12 protein-coding genes are annotated in these 14,241 nt (G+C 64.9%); 8 read left to right on the top strand and 4 right to left on the bottom strand.

Features of this window, described 5'->3' with window-relative positions:
* From FFS60_RS24765 to FFS60_RS24780, 4 genes are all read left to right on the top strand, one after another.
* The coding region (locus FFS60_RS24765) for an RnfABCDGE type electron transport complex subunit G (RefSeq protein WP_137823456.1) at nt 1-539 on the top strand (539 nt) is incomplete at its 5' end.
* A complete protein-coding gene (locus tag FFS60_RS24770; RefSeq protein ID WP_137823457.1) occupies nt 536-1,105 on the top strand; it encodes an Rnf-Nqr domain containing protein in 570 nt (189 codons plus the stop codon). The genes FFS60_RS24765 and FFS60_RS24770, both read left to right, overlap by 4 nt.
* On the top strand, nt 1,105-1,743 hold the full coding sequence (gene nth, locus FFS60_RS24775; protein WP_028631042.1) for an endonuclease III: 639 nt from the start codon (nt 1,105-1,107) through the stop codon (nt 1,741-1,743). The genes FFS60_RS24770 and nth overlap by 1 nt, the downstream gene beginning before the upstream one ends.
* Before the next feature lie 107 nt (nt 1,744-1,850).
* Nucleotides 1,851-2,030 (top strand): PA3496 family putative envelope integrity protein, encoded by a 180-nt coding sequence (locus FFS60_RS24780; RefSeq protein WP_028631043.1) that lies wholly within the window; start codon nt 1,851-1,853, stop codon nt 2,028-2,030.
* Nucleotides 2,031-2,247: 217 nt separating this feature from the next.
* Here the strand turns inward: FFS60_RS24780 and FFS60_RS24785 are convergent, their stop codons facing one another.
* The 4 genes from FFS60_RS24785 to FFS60_RS24805 all read right to left on the bottom strand — a co-directional run bounded on the left by FFS60_RS24785 (nt 2,248) and on the right by FFS60_RS24805 (nt 8,496).
* Nucleotides 2,248-3,561, bottom strand: coding sequence for an FAD-binding oxidoreductase (locus FFS60_RS24785; protein ID WP_137823458.1), 1,314 nt, complete (start codon nt 3,559-3,561; stop codon nt 2,248-2,250).
* 110 nt (nt 3,562-3,671) lie between these two features.
* Nucleotides 3,672-5,036, bottom strand: a complete 1,365-nt coding sequence (locus tag FFS60_RS24790) for a glutamine synthetase family protein (protein WP_137823459.1) — start codon at nt 5,034-5,036, stop codon at nt 3,672-3,674.
* A gap of 546 nt (nt 5,037-5,582) precedes the next feature.
* Nucleotides 5,583-6,218, bottom strand: a complete 636-nt coding sequence (locus FFS60_RS24800; RefSeq protein ID WP_137823460.1) for a response regulator transcription factor — start codon at nt 6,216-6,218, stop codon at nt 5,583-5,585.
* 25 nt (nt 6,219-6,243) lie between these two features.
* Nucleotides 6,244-8,496 carry a PAS domain S-box protein gene (locus FFS60_RS24805; RefSeq protein WP_137823461.1) on the bottom strand — a complete coding sequence of 751 codons (2,253 nt, stop codon included), beginning with the start codon at nt 8,494-8,496 and terminating at the stop codon, nt 6,244-6,246.
* Between the two features lie 323 nt (nt 8,497-8,819).
* Here FFS60_RS24805 and FFS60_RS24810 point away from each other — a divergent pair, with 323 nt between their 5' ends.
* From FFS60_RS24810 to FFS60_RS24825, 4 genes are all read left to right on the top strand, one after another.
* Nucleotides 8,820-10,442, top strand: a complete 1,623-nt coding sequence (locus tag FFS60_RS24810) for an acyl-CoA synthetase (protein WP_028628853.1) — start codon at nt 8,820-8,822, stop codon at nt 10,440-10,442.
* A gap of 118 nt (nt 10,443-10,560) precedes the next feature.
* Nucleotides 10,561-10,890 carry a DUF485 domain-containing protein gene (locus tag FFS60_RS24815; RefSeq protein ID WP_028628852.1) on the top strand — a complete coding sequence of 110 codons (330 nt, stop codon included), beginning with the start codon at nt 10,561-10,563 and terminating at the stop codon, nt 10,888-10,890.
* On the top strand, nt 10,887-12,536 hold the full coding sequence (locus tag FFS60_RS24820) for a cation acetate symporter (protein WP_137823462.1): 1,650 nt from the start codon (nt 10,887-10,889) through the stop codon (nt 12,534-12,536). Before FFS60_RS24815 ends, FFS60_RS24820 begins: the two co-directional genes overlap by 4 nt.
* 149 nt (nt 12,537-12,685) lie before the next feature.
* On the top strand, nt 12,686-13,948 hold the full coding sequence (locus tag FFS60_RS24825; RefSeq protein WP_137823463.1) for an OprD family porin: 1,263 nt from the start codon (nt 12,686-12,688) through the stop codon (nt 13,946-13,948).
* Nucleotides 13,949-14,241: the final 293 nt, after the last annotated feature.

A 14,241-nucleotide genomic window follows, 5' to 3' on the forward strand; every position in this document is an offset into this window, starting at 1 on the left:
ACCGGTTGCTGGCCGGCCGCATCGACGCCGAGCGCCAGACTGCCGACGAGCGCGCCCTGCTCGATCTGCTGCCCCCCGGCAGCTATGACAACCATCCCCTTGCCCACCCCATCGCCCTGCCCGCCAGCGAGCTGCTGGGCAATCCAGCCCCCACGCAAGCCTGGCTGGCCACACGCGAAGGGACCCCGGTCGCGGTGTTACTGCCGGCCACCGCCAAGGGCTACAAAGGTCCGATCCGCCTTTTGCTCGCCATCCGCCCGGACGGCCGACTGCTGGCCACCAAGGTACTCGGCCACCGCGAAACGCCGGGCATTGGTGACCGCATCGAGCCATCCCGCAGTGCCTGGTTGCAGGTATTCACCGACGCCTCGCTCGCCAACCATCCGGAAGCGGAATGGCGAGTGAAGGCCGACAAGGGTCAGTTCGACCAGATCGCCGGCGCCACCATCACTTCCCGCGCGGTGGTCAGCGCCACCCAGCACGCGTTGCAGTTCTTCGACGGCCATCGTCCGTTGCTGCTTGGAGGCACGTCGCCATGAAAGCCAGCCACATTGGCCTGATGGGCGTGGCCCTGCTGGTAGGAGCCACCGACCTGCTGATCAAGGGCGTTGGCCTGGCACTCGCCAACCTGCCCATGTTGCTGCTCTTCGGCCTGGCGCTACCGACGTTGCGGCGGCAACTGGGCGGTGCCGCTTACTGGCTCGGCGCCCTCCTGCTGGCCGCACTGCTGGCCAGCCTGGCCAACCTGTTGCTGCAAGCCGGCGCCTTTGAACTGCACCGCGCCCTCGGCCCTTACGTCTACCTGTTGGTACTGCCCTGCCTGCAGCTCGCGGCAAAAGAATCCACAGGCGCCCTCGACGGCCTGCGCACGGGGCTGGCGTTCAGCCTGCTCGCCCTGCTTATGGGCACGCTGCGGGAAGTCCTGGGCCACGCCAGCCTGTTCGCCCACTTCGACTGGCTGCTGGGCCCCACCGCCCTGGGCTGGCGCCTGCAGTTCGGCGCCGATGGCATTCCCCTGTTCGCCCTCGCGCCCGGAGCCTTTATCCTGCTCGGTACGCTACTGGCACTGTCGCGCCGCCTGACCAACCGGACCGCTGATTCCTGATGAACGCCGCAAAACGCTACGAAATCTTCCGCCGCCTTCACGACGACGACCCCAACCCCACCACCGAGTTGGCCTACAGCACGCCCTTCGAGCTGCTGATCGCGGTCATCCTCTCCGCCCAGGCCACCGATGTCGGGGTGAACAAGGCCACAGCCAAGCTCTACCCGGTGGCCAACACGCCGGAAGCCATCCATGCCCTGGGCGTCGAAGGCCTGTCCGAGTACATCAAGACCATCGGCCTCTACAACAGCAAGGCGAAGAACGTCATCGAAACCTGCCGCATCCTCATCGAGAAGCACGGCAGCGTCGTCCCGGACAACCGCGAAGACCTCGAAGCCCTGCCCGGCGTCGGCCGCAAGACAGCCAACGTGGTGCTCAACACGGCCTTCCGCCAGCCGACCATGGCGGTGGACACGCACATCTTCCGGGTCAGCAACCGCACCGGCATCGCCCCCGGCAAGAACGTGCTGGAGGTGGAGAAGAAGCTGGTGAAATTCGTTCCAAAAGAATTCCTGCTGGACGCCCACCACTGGCTGATCCTGCACGGGCGCTATGTGTGCGTGGCCCGCAAACCCCGCTGTGGCGCGTGCCGCATCGAAGATCTGTGCGAGTACAAGGCGAAGACCTCTGACGATTGAAAACCTATTGATTCACTCAAGTATCCGATTGAAAAAATCTTTTTTACCGGCCTCTGCTTTGCGTTTATAAGGTGCGCCAATAGCGCCCCGCTTTGTGGAGTGACCTTATGAGCACAGCCAAAGACGATATCGAGCTCGAAGAAGAATTCGTTTCCGAGGATGCCGAAGACTCGGAAGCCCCGGCAGAAACCGCGAAAACCAACCTCACCAAGCGCCGCATCATCGACAACTACCTCGAAGAACGACGTTTGCAGAAGCAACTTTCCGATTACGACTTCGACCTGTAATCGGCTACTTCCAAAGCCCCGCCGACGCGGGGCTTTTTGTTTGTACGCACAGGCATCTTTGTAGGGGCGAATTCATTCGCCAAGGGGCGCGCAGCGGCCCCCAGGTATCCGGAGTGCCAGACCTTCGGCCTGCTTGGTGCTTGAAATCGCCCCTACAAACAGCGGACAAAAAGAAGCCGGCGCGAGGCCGGCTTTATAAGGACGCACAACAAATCGATCAGCGCAGCTTCTCCAGCATCTGGTAGTACCACATGCCCACCGCCAGCATGTGGTTGCCCAGGCGCTCGCTCAGCGGCACGCGGATGTGCTGGCACTGGGCGAAGGTGTCGAACTTCTCCAGGCTGCCGCTCATGGCATTGGCCATGACCTCGCCCATGATGTGGGTAGTCGCCACGCCGTGGCCGGAGTAACCCTGGCAGTACCAGACGTTTTTCGACAGTTTGCCGAGCTGCGGGATGCGGTTGATCACGATGCCCATGGCGCAGCTCCACTTGAAGTCGATCTCCACGCCTTTGAGTTTCGGGAAGGTGCGCTCGATGCAGGGCCGCAGCTCCGCCTCGATGTCACGGGAGTCGCGCCCCGAATAGTTGGCACCGCCGCCGAACAGCAAACGGCCATCGCCGGTCATGCGGTAGTAATCGAGCACGAAGCGGCAGTCGTAGACGGCCAGGTCCTGCGGGTTGAGCGCTTTCGCCAGGTCGCCCAGGGGTTTGGTGGTGACGATGCCGCCCATGGCCGGGAAGATCATGCCCTTGAGCTTCTTGCGCTCCAGCTTGTGGTAGACGTCGCCGGCCAGCAGCACCTGCTGGGCATTGATCCGGCCACGGCTGGTGATCACCGCCGGGCGATCGCCGTGGATGATGTCCTGCACCTCGGAGTGCTCGAAGATCAGCGCACCCAGGCTGGCGGCGGCCTTGGCCTCGCCAATGCACAGGTTCAGCGGGTGCAGGTGCATGTTGCGGGTGTTCTTGATGGCGCCGACATAGAGGTCGGAATCCAGGTGCTCGCGCACGCCGGCGGCGTCCAGCAGGGTGACGTCGTCGCCCATGCCACGGCGCACCGCTTCTTCGTAGGAGGCCTTCAGTTCGGCCATGTGCGAAGGTTTCATCGCCGCGTGCAGGTGGCCGTGCTTGAGGTCGCACTGAATGCCGTACTTGGCCACGCGGTTCTTGATGATCTCGTGGCCGCGCCAGCGCAGGTACCAGATGAAGTCGTCCACGTCCTTGCCGAGAAAGCCGCTCATCTGTTTACGCATGGCCGCGTCGCCCGACAGGCTGCCGGTGACCTGGCCGCCGTTGCGGCCCGTGGCGCCCCAGCCGATCTTGTGGGTTTCCACCAGCGCCACCTTGTAGCCGCGTTCGGCCATCTCCACTGCGGTGGCAACCCCGGTGAAGCCACCACCGATGATGGCGACGTCAACGTTCACCTCCCCTTCGAGGGTGGGATAGGCCGTCTCCTCGTTGAGGCTTGCGGAGTAATAGGAAGGCGCGCGCTCGGCGGCAGGCAGCGGGTGTTTGATTGCAGCGGTCATGGTAGATCCTTTGGAAAAATGTCCGGGGCCGTCAGGGCAGGCTTTTGGCCTGCTTGGCGAGTGAATTCGCCCCTACAGGAACAGCCTCGGATCGATACGTGATATCCGGTTCAAGCCTGGTTCAGGTACCAGCGCCAGTCCTGCTCGCCGACCTCGGACATGAACTGGCGGTATTCGGCGCGTTTCACCGCCAGGTAGACGCCGAGGAAGGCGGTACCGAAGGCATCGCGGGCCCAGCTGGATTGCTCCAGGGCGCGCAGCGAGGTGAGCCAGTCGGTGGGCAGCAGCTCCTTGGCCTGGGCGTAGCCATTGCCCTCCACCGGGTTACCCGGATCGAGGTTCTCGCGGATGCCGCGGTGGATACCGGCGAGGATGGCGGCCGCCGCCAGATAGGGGTTGGCGTCGGCGCCGCAGATGCGGTGTTCGATATGCCGGCTGTTGGCCGGACCACCGGGAACGCGCAGGCTCACGGTGCGGTTATCCACACCCCAGGTCGGCGCCAGCGGTGCATAGCTGTTGGCCTGGAAGCGGCGATAGGAGTTGGCGTTGGGGCAGAACAGCAGCAGCGAATCCAGCAGGCTCTTGAGCATGCCGCCCACCGACTCGCGCAACAGCGGGGTGCCGGCCGGGTCTTCGCTGGCGAACAGGTTGCGCCCCTCGGCATCGGCCAGGCTCACGTGCATGTGCATGCCGGTGCCGGCGATCTCGGAGAAAGGCTTGGCCATGAAGCAGGCCTGCATGCCATGGGCATGGGCCACGCCCTTGACCAGGCGCTTGTAGCGCACGGCCTGATCCATGGCTTCCAGTGCGTCGCCGTGTTCCAGGGTGATTTCCACCTGGCCAGGGGCGTACTCGGAGATCGCGGTGCGCGCCGGAATGCCCTGGGCCTTGCAGGCGGCGTAGAGGTCGGCCAGGAAGGGTTCGATCTGTTCCAGCTCACGCAAGCCATATACCTGGGTACCGCGCGGGCGGTGGCCATCGGCATCCAGCGCCGGCTGCGGGCGACCGTCAGCATCGCGCTTCTGGTCCAGCAGATAGAACTCCAGTTCGCAGGCCATCACCGGATGGAAACCGTCGGCCTTGAGACGATCGATCACTTCCACCAGCACCTGGCGCGGATCAGCGATGGCCGCGGGCATGCCCTCCTGCGGATGCATGCAGACCTGCACGGCGGCGGTGGGCATCTTGCGCCACGGCAGACGCACCAGGCTGCCCGCCAGCGGGTAAGCGCGGCAGTCGATGTCGCCCACTTCCCAGACCAGGCCGGAATTCTCCACATCTTCGCCGTGCAGGGTCAGGCCGAGGATGGTGCTCGGCAGCGGACGGCCCGTTTCGTAAACCGCCAGCAGCTCGTCGCGGTGCAGCAGCTTGCCGCGCGGTACGCCATTGGCGTCGAGAATGAAAAGTTCGAAGGCATCAATATCCGGGTTCTGCTCGAGGAAATCCCGGGCTTCCTGCACGCTGGCAAAATTCATGGCGCTCTCTTTAGTGCCCGTGGGCACGCACTCTGCCCTTGTCGCTTGGATCAAGGGACGACTTTCTCGTTCTGGGTGAGGTTGGCCGCGACGCTGGCGACCTTGAGTCAGGCGAGTGCGCCATCCGGTGGACGCGCGTGGCGGCAATGCCAGAGCGCCCAGAAGGCAAGGTCGAGCGGCAGGGAGATCAGGAGATTGACGGCCCACTTGCGGGAGAACAGGACCGAGGGAGCAACTCCAGGGGCACGGCGGGCGGCGCGGACCTGACCGAGGGTCAGAGCGCGGAGCGGCGATGTGTGCGGAGCCGGACAACCCATGAGGAAGCATCGTGTTATTGGAATGGGTAGCAGGCTCGCACGGCGCCAAGGGTCAATAAAATTCAGGTTTTCCTATCTTTGGTTAATCAATGACTAAACATTAACCCTGCCTGAGGGAAATCCCATCCCGTAGGGTGGATGGCGCTTTTCCATCCACCCGCGGCGCTATGCCGGGCTTCGAATGGTGGACCGGTGAAGCGTGGTCCACCCTCCGGCACACAGGTTCTGCCTAGCGCAGTTTCAGAGGGTCCACCAGCCCCGCCACCACCGCCATGCCCACCAGGTCCGGCAGGCGCTCGGCCTGCATACGCTTCATCACCCGGGCGCGGTAGAGGTCGACCGTCTTCACGCTGATATCCAGCTGCTCGGCGATCTCGCGATTGGTGTACCCCTGCACCAGCGGCAACAGCACATCGCGCTCGCGGGGCGTGAGGCTGTCGAGGCGCTCCTGCAACTGGCCCTGGCCGCCGCTGCCGGTACGGCGCTGGTCGCAGCTGCCGAGGGCCTGCTGCACGCTGTCCAGCAGTAACTGTTCGTTGTAGGGCTTCTCGATGAAGTCGCGGGCGCCGGCCTTGAAGGCGCGCACGACGATGGGCACGTCAGCATGGCCGCTGACGAAGATGATCGGCAGGTCGAGGCCGCGGCTGCGCATTTCTTCCTGCACATTGAGGCCACCCATGCCGGGCATGCGCACATCCAGCAAGACACAGGCGTCCAGGCTGGCGTCGCAGGCATCGAGGAAGGCCCGGCCACTGGTAAACGGCAGCGCCTTGAGGCCCACCGACTCCAGTAACCAGACGGTGGAGTCGAGCATGCCCTGGTCGTCATCCACTACGTAGACCACCTGTTCGCCAGCGTTGGACATCAATCCCTCTCCTTTCCAGTTCTTGTTATTGCAGGGGCAGGCGGCAGCGCATCAGCAACCCGCCCTCCTCACCCGGCATCCCGTCGAGGGAACCCCCGAACCCTTCGACGATGCTGCGGCTCATCGACAACCCCAGGCCCAGGCCGTCCGGCTTGCTGGTGTAAAACGGGGTGAAGATACGCGACAGCGCCTCGTCATCGAGGCCGGGCCCCTGGTCACGAACTTCGATGGCCAGGTGGCCGTCGCCCGCATGCGCGGCCAGGCGAATCACCGAACCCTGGCCGGGATGGGCCTCGCGGTTGGCGTCGATGGCATTGCGCAGCAAGTTGAGCAGCACCTGCTCCAGCAGCACGCGGTCGGCGTAGACCGGCGGCAGATTGTCCGGTAATTGCTCCTCGATCGCCACCTGACTGGCACTGGCTTCCCAGGCACAGAGGCGCACCGCCTCGTGGGCGACTTCGGCCAAGTCCAGCGCCTGCATCTTGCGCTGGCCCTTGCGCAGGAAGGCCCGCAACCGCTTGATCACTTCCGAGGCGTGGTTGGCGTGTTCAGTGATGCGTTCCAGGCCTTGGGCCACTCGCTCTGCCGCCTTCGGGTTGGAGCCCAGCGACTGCAGGTAGCGCTGGCTGGCGCTGGCGTAGTTGACCACCGCCGCCAGGGGCTGGTTGATCTCGTGGGCGATGCCGGAGGCCAGCTCGCCCAGCGTCACCAGGCGCGCGGTGTGTGCCAGTTCGTCCTGGTGTCGGCGCTGCTGGGCCTCGCGTAGTTCGCGCTCGGTCATGTCGCGGGCGACCAGTGAGTAGTAGCGCTCGCCACCCGCACTGGAATGGGCCAGCAACACCATGGACACCGGCACCGAGGCACCGCCGCCCGGTGGCAGCAGCCGCGAATCGAGGCTCCACACGCCCTTGCGATCGGCGATGCTCCAGCCCTCGCGGTGCAGACGCGCCAGGTCGTCGGCGGCAATGACCTCGGCCAGCGCCGGCATGGGCTGCTTGCCTCCCAGGCCAAGAGCACGACGTGCCGCCGGATTGAGGTAGGTGATGTGCCCGTCCGGATCGACGAAAAGCACCGGGTCGGTATTGGCTTCCACCACCTCGGCCAAACGCCGCTTGTTCTCCTCGGCCTGCACCCGCGCAGTGATATCGCGGGACACGCTCACCACCTCCACCACGGCTCCGGTGTACGTCTCGCGGATGGCACGGCTGGCGGTTTCGAACCAGAGGTAATGCCCCGCGCGATGACGGATGCGGTAGGTCATGGTGTGGTAGCCGTCCTGCTCCAGCGCGTCGCGCGCGCGCTGCACCAGTTGGGCGAGTTCCTGGGGATGGAACAGGCACTGAGCGAGTTGCCCGCGCAGCTCTTCCGGCCAATAGCCGAGCAGCGTCCAGGAGGCCGGTGAAGCATCGAGAAAGCGGCCTTCAGGTGTGTGACGGGAAATCAGGTCGGTGGTGTTCTCCGTGATCAACCGGTACAGCCGCCTTGCTCGCGCCGCCTCACGCTCGGTGAGAATCTGCGCGGTCGCCTCACGGCAACGCGCCAGCACGCGCCGTTCCTGTGGGTCGGGGATATAGGTCCAGATCAGCATGCGCTCGCCACACTGAGCCTCCACCCCTTCGATGGCGCGTGTCTGGGCGAGGCAGGCGCGCACCAGCGAGGCGTGGTTCACCGGCAGGAAGCGCAGCACCTCGACCAGGGGCATTTCCCCGAGCATCGCCAGCAGCGCGGCATTCAACTCCAACGGCCGGGCCTCGGCATCCACCAGCAGGCTCGGCTGCGGATCATGACCGAGCAGTGGCGACGCACGCAGCAAGCCATTGACGCTGCCGAGCAGGGTCGTAAGCAGTTCATGGACCCAGCCCAGCCAATCCAGGCTCACCCCCTCCCGCACCTCCACCAGCAGCAGCCCCTGTTGCCCGCTTTCCAGCGCGAGGTCAAAGGCCTGGCCATGGCTGATGGCGGCGCGACGCAAGCGCCCGGCCAGCCAACAGTCGAGCTGACGCAACTGGTCCAACCCCAGCCGACCCACTTCTTCCAGGCGTGCGGCAAGAACTTCGTCGCTGGCCTGCAGCGGGTCGCCCTGCCCCGGCGGTAGCTGCTGGCCGCTGCCTTCATGGCTGTAGATGCGCGCACCGGGCAGCCAGCTCAGGTAGTAGGCCTGGCGCACCTCGGGACAACCCCTCAGCGCCCGGCACAGGGCATCGACGCGGGCGGCCAGGGAAACGCCCTCGCGCTGCAGGCGCAGCCAGGTTTGAAGTCGAACCGGAGTCTGGGTCATGGCGAGTCCAGCGGCTGGGGGTGGGCAAGGATAGCGTGGCTAACGAGGGGCCGGAATGTTCGCGGAGGTGCGCCACGTCCCTGTAGGAGCCAGCTGGCTGGCGAATTGACCGCCCCATGTGGATCAGGGCCTGACCTCGCGCCCCGGGGCATTCGCGAGCCAGCTCGCTCCTACATCATCAGAATATAGTAGTTTTACTATACGACTCTAGAACTACTTCCATACGTATCCGGTATTGGTATATAAATCACCCCAGAAATCTACCGGCCACTCCCAGATGAGCCGGTAAAGAAGAGCTAATAATCAGCCGCCGGGTATCCAGCATGTCGATCTACGATCAGGGCCTCGCCCCCGCCGCCGTCAACCACATCGCCCTCTCACCCCTCAGCTTCATCGAGCGCACTGCCGCCGTTTATCCCCACTACCCCGCCGTCATCCACGGTTCCATCCGCCGCAACTGGGCCGAAACTTACGCGCGCTGCCGGCGCCTGGCCTCGGCCCTGGCCGGTCGTGGCATCGGTAAGGGGGACACGGTGGCAGTGATGCTGCCGAACATTCCGCAGATGCTGGAGGCGCACTTCGGCGTGCCCATGATCGGCGCCGTGCTGAACCCCCTGAACGTGCGTCTCGATGCCGAAGCCATCGCCTTCATGCTGCAGCATGGCGAAGCCAGGGTGCTGATCACCGACCGTGAGTTCCATGAGGTGATCCACGCCGCCATCGGCATGCTCGACCACCCGCCACTGGTGATCGACGTCGACGACCCGGAGTACGGCGAAGGCCAGGCGGTGAGCGACCTCGACTACGAAGCGCTGCTGGCCGAAGGCGACCCGGACTTCGCCTGGCAGTGGCCGGCGGATGAGTGGCAGGCCATTTCCCTGAACTACACCTCCGGCACCACCGGCAATCCCAAGGGCGTGGTCTATCACCATCGCGGTGCCTACCTGAACGCCCTCGGCAACCAGATGACCTGGAACATGGGTAACCACCCGGTCTACCTCTGGACCCTGCCGATGTTCCACTGCAACGGCTGGTGCTATCCCTGGACGGTCACGGCCCTGGCCGGCGTGCATGTGTTCCTGCGCCGGGTAGACCCGCAGAAGATCCTCACCCTGATCCGCGAACACCAGGTCAGCCACCTGTGCGGCGCACCCATCGTGCTCAACGCCCTGGTGAACATGCCCGAATCAGCCAAGGCCGCCATCGACCACCCGGTAAACGCGATGGTCGCGGGCGCGGCACCGCCGGCCAAGGTGATCGGCGCAGTGGAAGAGATGGGTATCCGCGTCACCCACGTCTACGGCCTGACCGAGGTCTATGGCCCGGTTACCGTGTGCGCCTGGCATGACGAATGGGACGAACTGCCCCTGGAAGAACGCGCCCGCATCAAATCCCGCCAGGGCGTGCGCTACCCCACCCTTGAAGGGGTCATGGTGGCGGACCCGAAGACCCTGGAACCGGTCCCCCTGGACGGCCAGACCATCGGCGAGATTTTCATGCGCGGCAACACCGTGATGAAGGGCTACCTGAAGAACCCCAGTGCCACCAGCGAAGCCTTCGAGGGCGGCTGGTTCCACACCGGCGACCTGGCCGTGTGGCACCCGGACGGCTACGTGGAAATCCGCGATCGGCTGAAGGACATCATCATCTCCGGCGGCGAGAACATTTCCACCATCGAGCTTGAGGGCGTGCTCTATCGCCATCCGGCGGTACTGGAAGCGGCCGTGGTGGCGCGGCCCGACGAGAAGTGGGGCGAAACCCCCTGCGCCTTCATCACCCTCAAGGCCGACCAGCAGGAGACCCGCGAGGCGGAGATCATCGCCTTCTGCCGCGAGCACCTGGCGGGCTTCAAGGTACCCAAGACAGTGGTCTTCACCCAATTGCCGAAGACCTCCACCGGCAAGATCCAGAAATACGTCCTGCGCGACATGGCGAAGAACCTCTAGGAACCGGATTGAGCAAACAGGCCGGCAGCCCCAGGGCTGCCGGGACAGGCCGCTGCATGCCCGAAAAAGCTGCGGCGACTGGCAACAGGCATCGACAACAACAACAAGCGGAGCCGTCATGAGTACCCATAACCCAGCCCTCACCCAAAGCTTCGACCGTATCCGGTCCAACCCCAAGTTCCAGAACCTGGCACGCCAGAGAGCCGTACTCGCCTGGTCCCTCAGCGCCATCGTGCTAGGGGTCTACTACCTGTTCATCATGCTGGTGGCCTTCGTGCCCGGCTGGCTGCACCAGCCACTCTACGACGGCAGCAACCTCAGCCGCGGCATCCCGGTGGGCGCCGCCATCATCGCCCTTTCCTGGTTGCTGACCGCCTGGTACGTGCGCAGCGCCAACACCCGCTTCGACAGCCTCAGCGCGGAAATCATCAAGGAGGCCCAGGCATGAAAGCCCTGCTCAGCCTGCTCGCCCTGGCGCCCCTGACCAGCTTCGCCGCGCCCCTGGTGGCGGAGAAACAGGCGCTCAACCTCAACGCTATCGGCATGTTCTTCGTGTTCGTCCTTGGCACCCTGGCGATCACCTGGTGGGCCGCCCGGCGCACCCGCTCCACCGCCGACTTCTACACCGCCGGTGGCGGTATCTCCGGCTTCCAGAACGGCCTGGCCATCGCTGGCGACTACATGTCGGCAGCCACCCTGCTGGGCCTCACCAGCCTGGTGTTCACCAAGGGCTACGACGGTTTCGTCTACATCATCGGCTTCTTCGTCGGCTGGCCGGTCATCACCTTCCTGATGGCTGAGCGCCTGCGCAACCTGGGTCGCTACACCTTCGCCGATATCGTCTCCTACCGCCTGGACCAGACCCGCGTGCGCAGCTTCGCCGCCATCGGCTCGCTGACCGTGGTGTGCTGCTACCTGATCGTGCAGATGGTCGGCGCCGGCCAACTGATCAAATTGCTGTTCGGCCTCGACTACCAGATGGCCGTAGTGGTGGTTGGCCTGCTGATGCTGGTCTACGTGATTTTCGGCGGCATGATCGCCACCACCTGGGTACAGATCGTCAAGGCCGTGCTGCTGCTGGCCGGCGGTACCACCCTGGTGCTGATGGCCATGAGCGAGTTCGGCTTCAGCTTCGAGAACCTCGCCGGCCGCGCCGTGGAAGCCCACGCCATCGGCAACGGCATCATGGGCCCCGGCTCCATGCTGGCAGACCCGATCAACGCCGTGTCGTTGTCCCTTGGCCTGGTGTTCGGCATCGCCGGCCTGCCGCATATCCTGATGCGCTTCTTCACCGTGCCCAACGCCCGTGAAGCACGCCGCTCGGTGCTGTTCGCCACCGGCTTCATCGGCTTCTTCTTCCTGGTGGTCTGCGTACTCGGCTACACCGCCATTGTCATCGTCGGCACCGACCCGCAGTACTTCGTCGACGGCAAGCTGGGCGGCACCCTGGTAGGCGGCGGCAACATGGTCGCCATGCACCTGGCCCAGGCGGTGGGTGGCAACCTGTTCCTCGGCTTCCTCTCCGCCGTGGCCTTCGCCACCATCCTCGCCGTGGTCGCGGGCCTCGCCCTGGCCGGTGCCTCGGCCATCTCCCACGACCTCTACGCCACCGTGCTGAAAAAAGGCCGCGCCAGCGAGCGCGACGAGATGCGCGTCAGCCGCATCGCCACCGTTTGCCTCGGCCTGGTGGCCATCGGCCTGGGCCTGCTGTTCGAGCAGATGAACATCGCCTTCCTGGTGGGCCTGACCTTCGGCGTGGCCGCCTCGGCGAACTTCCCGGTACTGATCATGGCCATGTACTGGAGGGGCCTGACCACCCGTGGCGCGCTCTGGGGCGGTTTCATCGGTCTGGTGTCCGCACTGGTGCTGGTGATCCTCTCCCCGGCGGTGTGGGTGACCGTGCTGGGTCACGCCAAGGCGATCTTCCCCTACGACCACCCGGCGCTGTTCTCCATGCCGCTGGCCTTCCTGGTGATAGTCGTCGTCTCCAACCTCGACCGCAGCGCCCGCGCCAACCGCGAACGCGCCGCCTACGACGACCAGTTCGTACGTGCCCAGACCGGCCTGGGGGCGGCAGCGGCCAGCAGCCATTGACCGATGGGGCACGGCTTGCCGCCGTGCCCTCCCCGCTTCGACCTGGCTGAACGATCCCGCCTGTTGAGCCGTGGCGCGGTCTCGGCTCCTTTGGGCCGCGCCCTTTTTATTCCCGCTGTACCCCGACAACAAAAACAAGAGGACTCACCATGCATCGCAACACCCTCACCACCGGCCTGTTGCTGGCCGGCGGCGCCCTCGGCATGTCCGCGCCCGCCCTGGCGGACTTCGTCAAGGACGGCAAGGCCAGCCTGGAACTGCGCAACTTCTACTTCAACCGCGACTTCCGCCAACACGCCGCGCCCCAGGCCAAGGCCGAGGAATGGGCCCAGGGCTTCCTGCTGCGTTATGAATCGGGCTTCACCGCAGGCCAGATTGGCGTCGGCCTGGACGCCATCGGCCTGCTCGGCGTAAAGCTGGACTCCAGCCCCGACCGTGCCGGTTCCGGCCTGCTCAAGCGCGACCGCGAAGCGCCCAAGCGCGCCCAGGACGAATACGGCGAACTGGGCCTGACCGCCAAGCTGCGCGCCTCGAAAAGCACCCTCAAGCTCGGCACGCTGATGCCCAAAGTCCCCGTGCTGCTGGCCAATGACTCGCGTCTGTTGCCGCAGACCTTCGAAGGCGGCCAGCTCAACTCCCTGGAGATCGACGGTCTGACCTTCGATGCCGGACACCTGCGCCAGGTCAACCAGCGCGACTCCTCCGACTACGAGGACATGAGCATCACCACCGTCGGGGTGAAGAACGTCCGCGCCCGCCAGGCCACCAGCGACGCCTTCGACTTCGCCAACCTCAGCTACAAGTGGAACGACACCCTCAGCACCGGCTATGGCTTCGGCCGCCTGGAAGACTTCTACCGCCAACACATGCTGACGCTGAACCACCTGCTGCCGCTGGGCGAAGGCCAGACACTGAAGAGCGACCTGCGCTTCGCCCGCTCCACCGACGAAGGTGGAAGCAATGTGGATAACAAGGCCTTTGGCGCCATGTTCACCTATGGCATCGGCGGCCACGCCCTGGGCCTGGGTTACCAGCGCATGAGCGGCGACACCGGCTTCGCCTACGTCAACGGCAGCGACGCTTACCTGGTGAACTTCGTGCAGATCAGCGACTTCGCCAACCGCGAAGAGCGCTCCTGGCAAGCGCGCTACGACTACAACTTCGCCGCCGTCGGAATTCCCGGCCTGACCTTCATGACCCGCTACCTCTCCGGCGACGGCGTCGAGCTGGGAGCCGGCCGCGAGGACGGCAAGGAATGGGAGCGCGACACCGACATCGCCTACGTGGTGCAGAGCGGGCCGCTGAAGAACCTGGGCGTGAAGTGGCGCAACGCGACCGTGCGCTCGACCAACTTCGGTAGCGACCTCGACGAGAACCGGCTGATCCTCAGCTACACGTTGCCATTGTGGTGACGACCAGGCGCTCCCCTGCGAACAGGGCCAGACCTGTTTCAGAGGCCTTACAACTCCGACCAAGGGTATTCCAAGGCCGATCAAACGCCCTTGAAGGACAGATGCTCGACTTCTAGATTTTCGATAGCGTCTCGCCATCCCTGGCGCCTGGCACCATCAGGCGCCCATCCTGGCTCGAGCATTGGCGCACAGCCGGCAGCTGCCCGCCGACATGCCCCGATGCCATGGGCGACTTTGCCGGCAAGCCTTGCCTTCCTCGATCGCAAAGACTCCCTGGACAGGGTATTACCGGG

Origin of the sequence: Pseudomonas sp. D(2018) (assembly GCF_005502555.1) — a bacterium.
GTDB lineage: Bacteria > Pseudomonadota > Gammaproteobacteria > Pseudomonadales > Pseudomonadaceae > Metapseudomonas > Metapseudomonas resinovorans.

Bases quoted from the DNA above. Each gene is read 5' to 3' on its own strand.
- FFS60_RS24770 (WP_137823457.1), top strand. From the start codon at position 536: ATGAAAGCCAGCCACATTGGCCTGATGGGCGTGGCCCTGCTGGTAGGA.
- FFS60_RS24785 (WP_137823458.1), bottom strand. From the start codon at position 3,561: ATGACCGCTGCAATCAAACACCCGCTGCCTGCCGCCGAGCGCGCGCCT.
- FFS60_RS24805 (WP_137823461.1), bottom strand. From the start codon at position 8,496: ATGACCCAGACTCCGGTTCGACTTCAAACCTGGCTGCGCCTGCAGCGC.
- FFS60_RS24780 (WP_028631043.1), top strand. From the start codon at position 1,851: ATGAGCACAGCCAAAGACGATATCGAGCTCGAAGAAGAATTCGTTTCC.
- FFS60_RS24815 (WP_028628852.1), top strand. From the start codon at position 10,561: ATGAGTACCCATAACCCAGCCCTCACCCAAAGCTTCGACCGTATCCGG.
- FFS60_RS24810 (WP_028628853.1), top strand. From the start codon at position 8,820: ATGTCGATCTACGATCAGGGCCTCGCCCCCGCCGCCGTCAACCACATC.
- nth (WP_028631042.1), top strand. From the start codon at position 1,105: ATGAACGCCGCAAAACGCTACGAAATCTTCCGCCGCCTTCACGACGAC.
- FFS60_RS24820 (WP_137823462.1), top strand. From the start codon at position 10,887: ATGAAAGCCCTGCTCAGCCTGCTCGCCCTGGCGCCCCTGACCAGCTTC.
- FFS60_RS24825 (WP_137823463.1), top strand. From the start codon at position 12,686: ATGCATCGCAACACCCTCACCACCGGCCTGTTGCTGGCCGGCGGCGCC.
- FFS60_RS24800 (WP_137823460.1), bottom strand. From the start codon at position 6,218: ATGTCCAACGCTGGCGAACAGGTGGTCTACGTAGTGGATGACGACCAG.
- FFS60_RS24790 (WP_137823459.1), bottom strand. From the start codon at position 5,036: ATGAATTTTGCCAGCGTGCAGGAAGCCCGGGATTTCCTCGAGCAGAAC.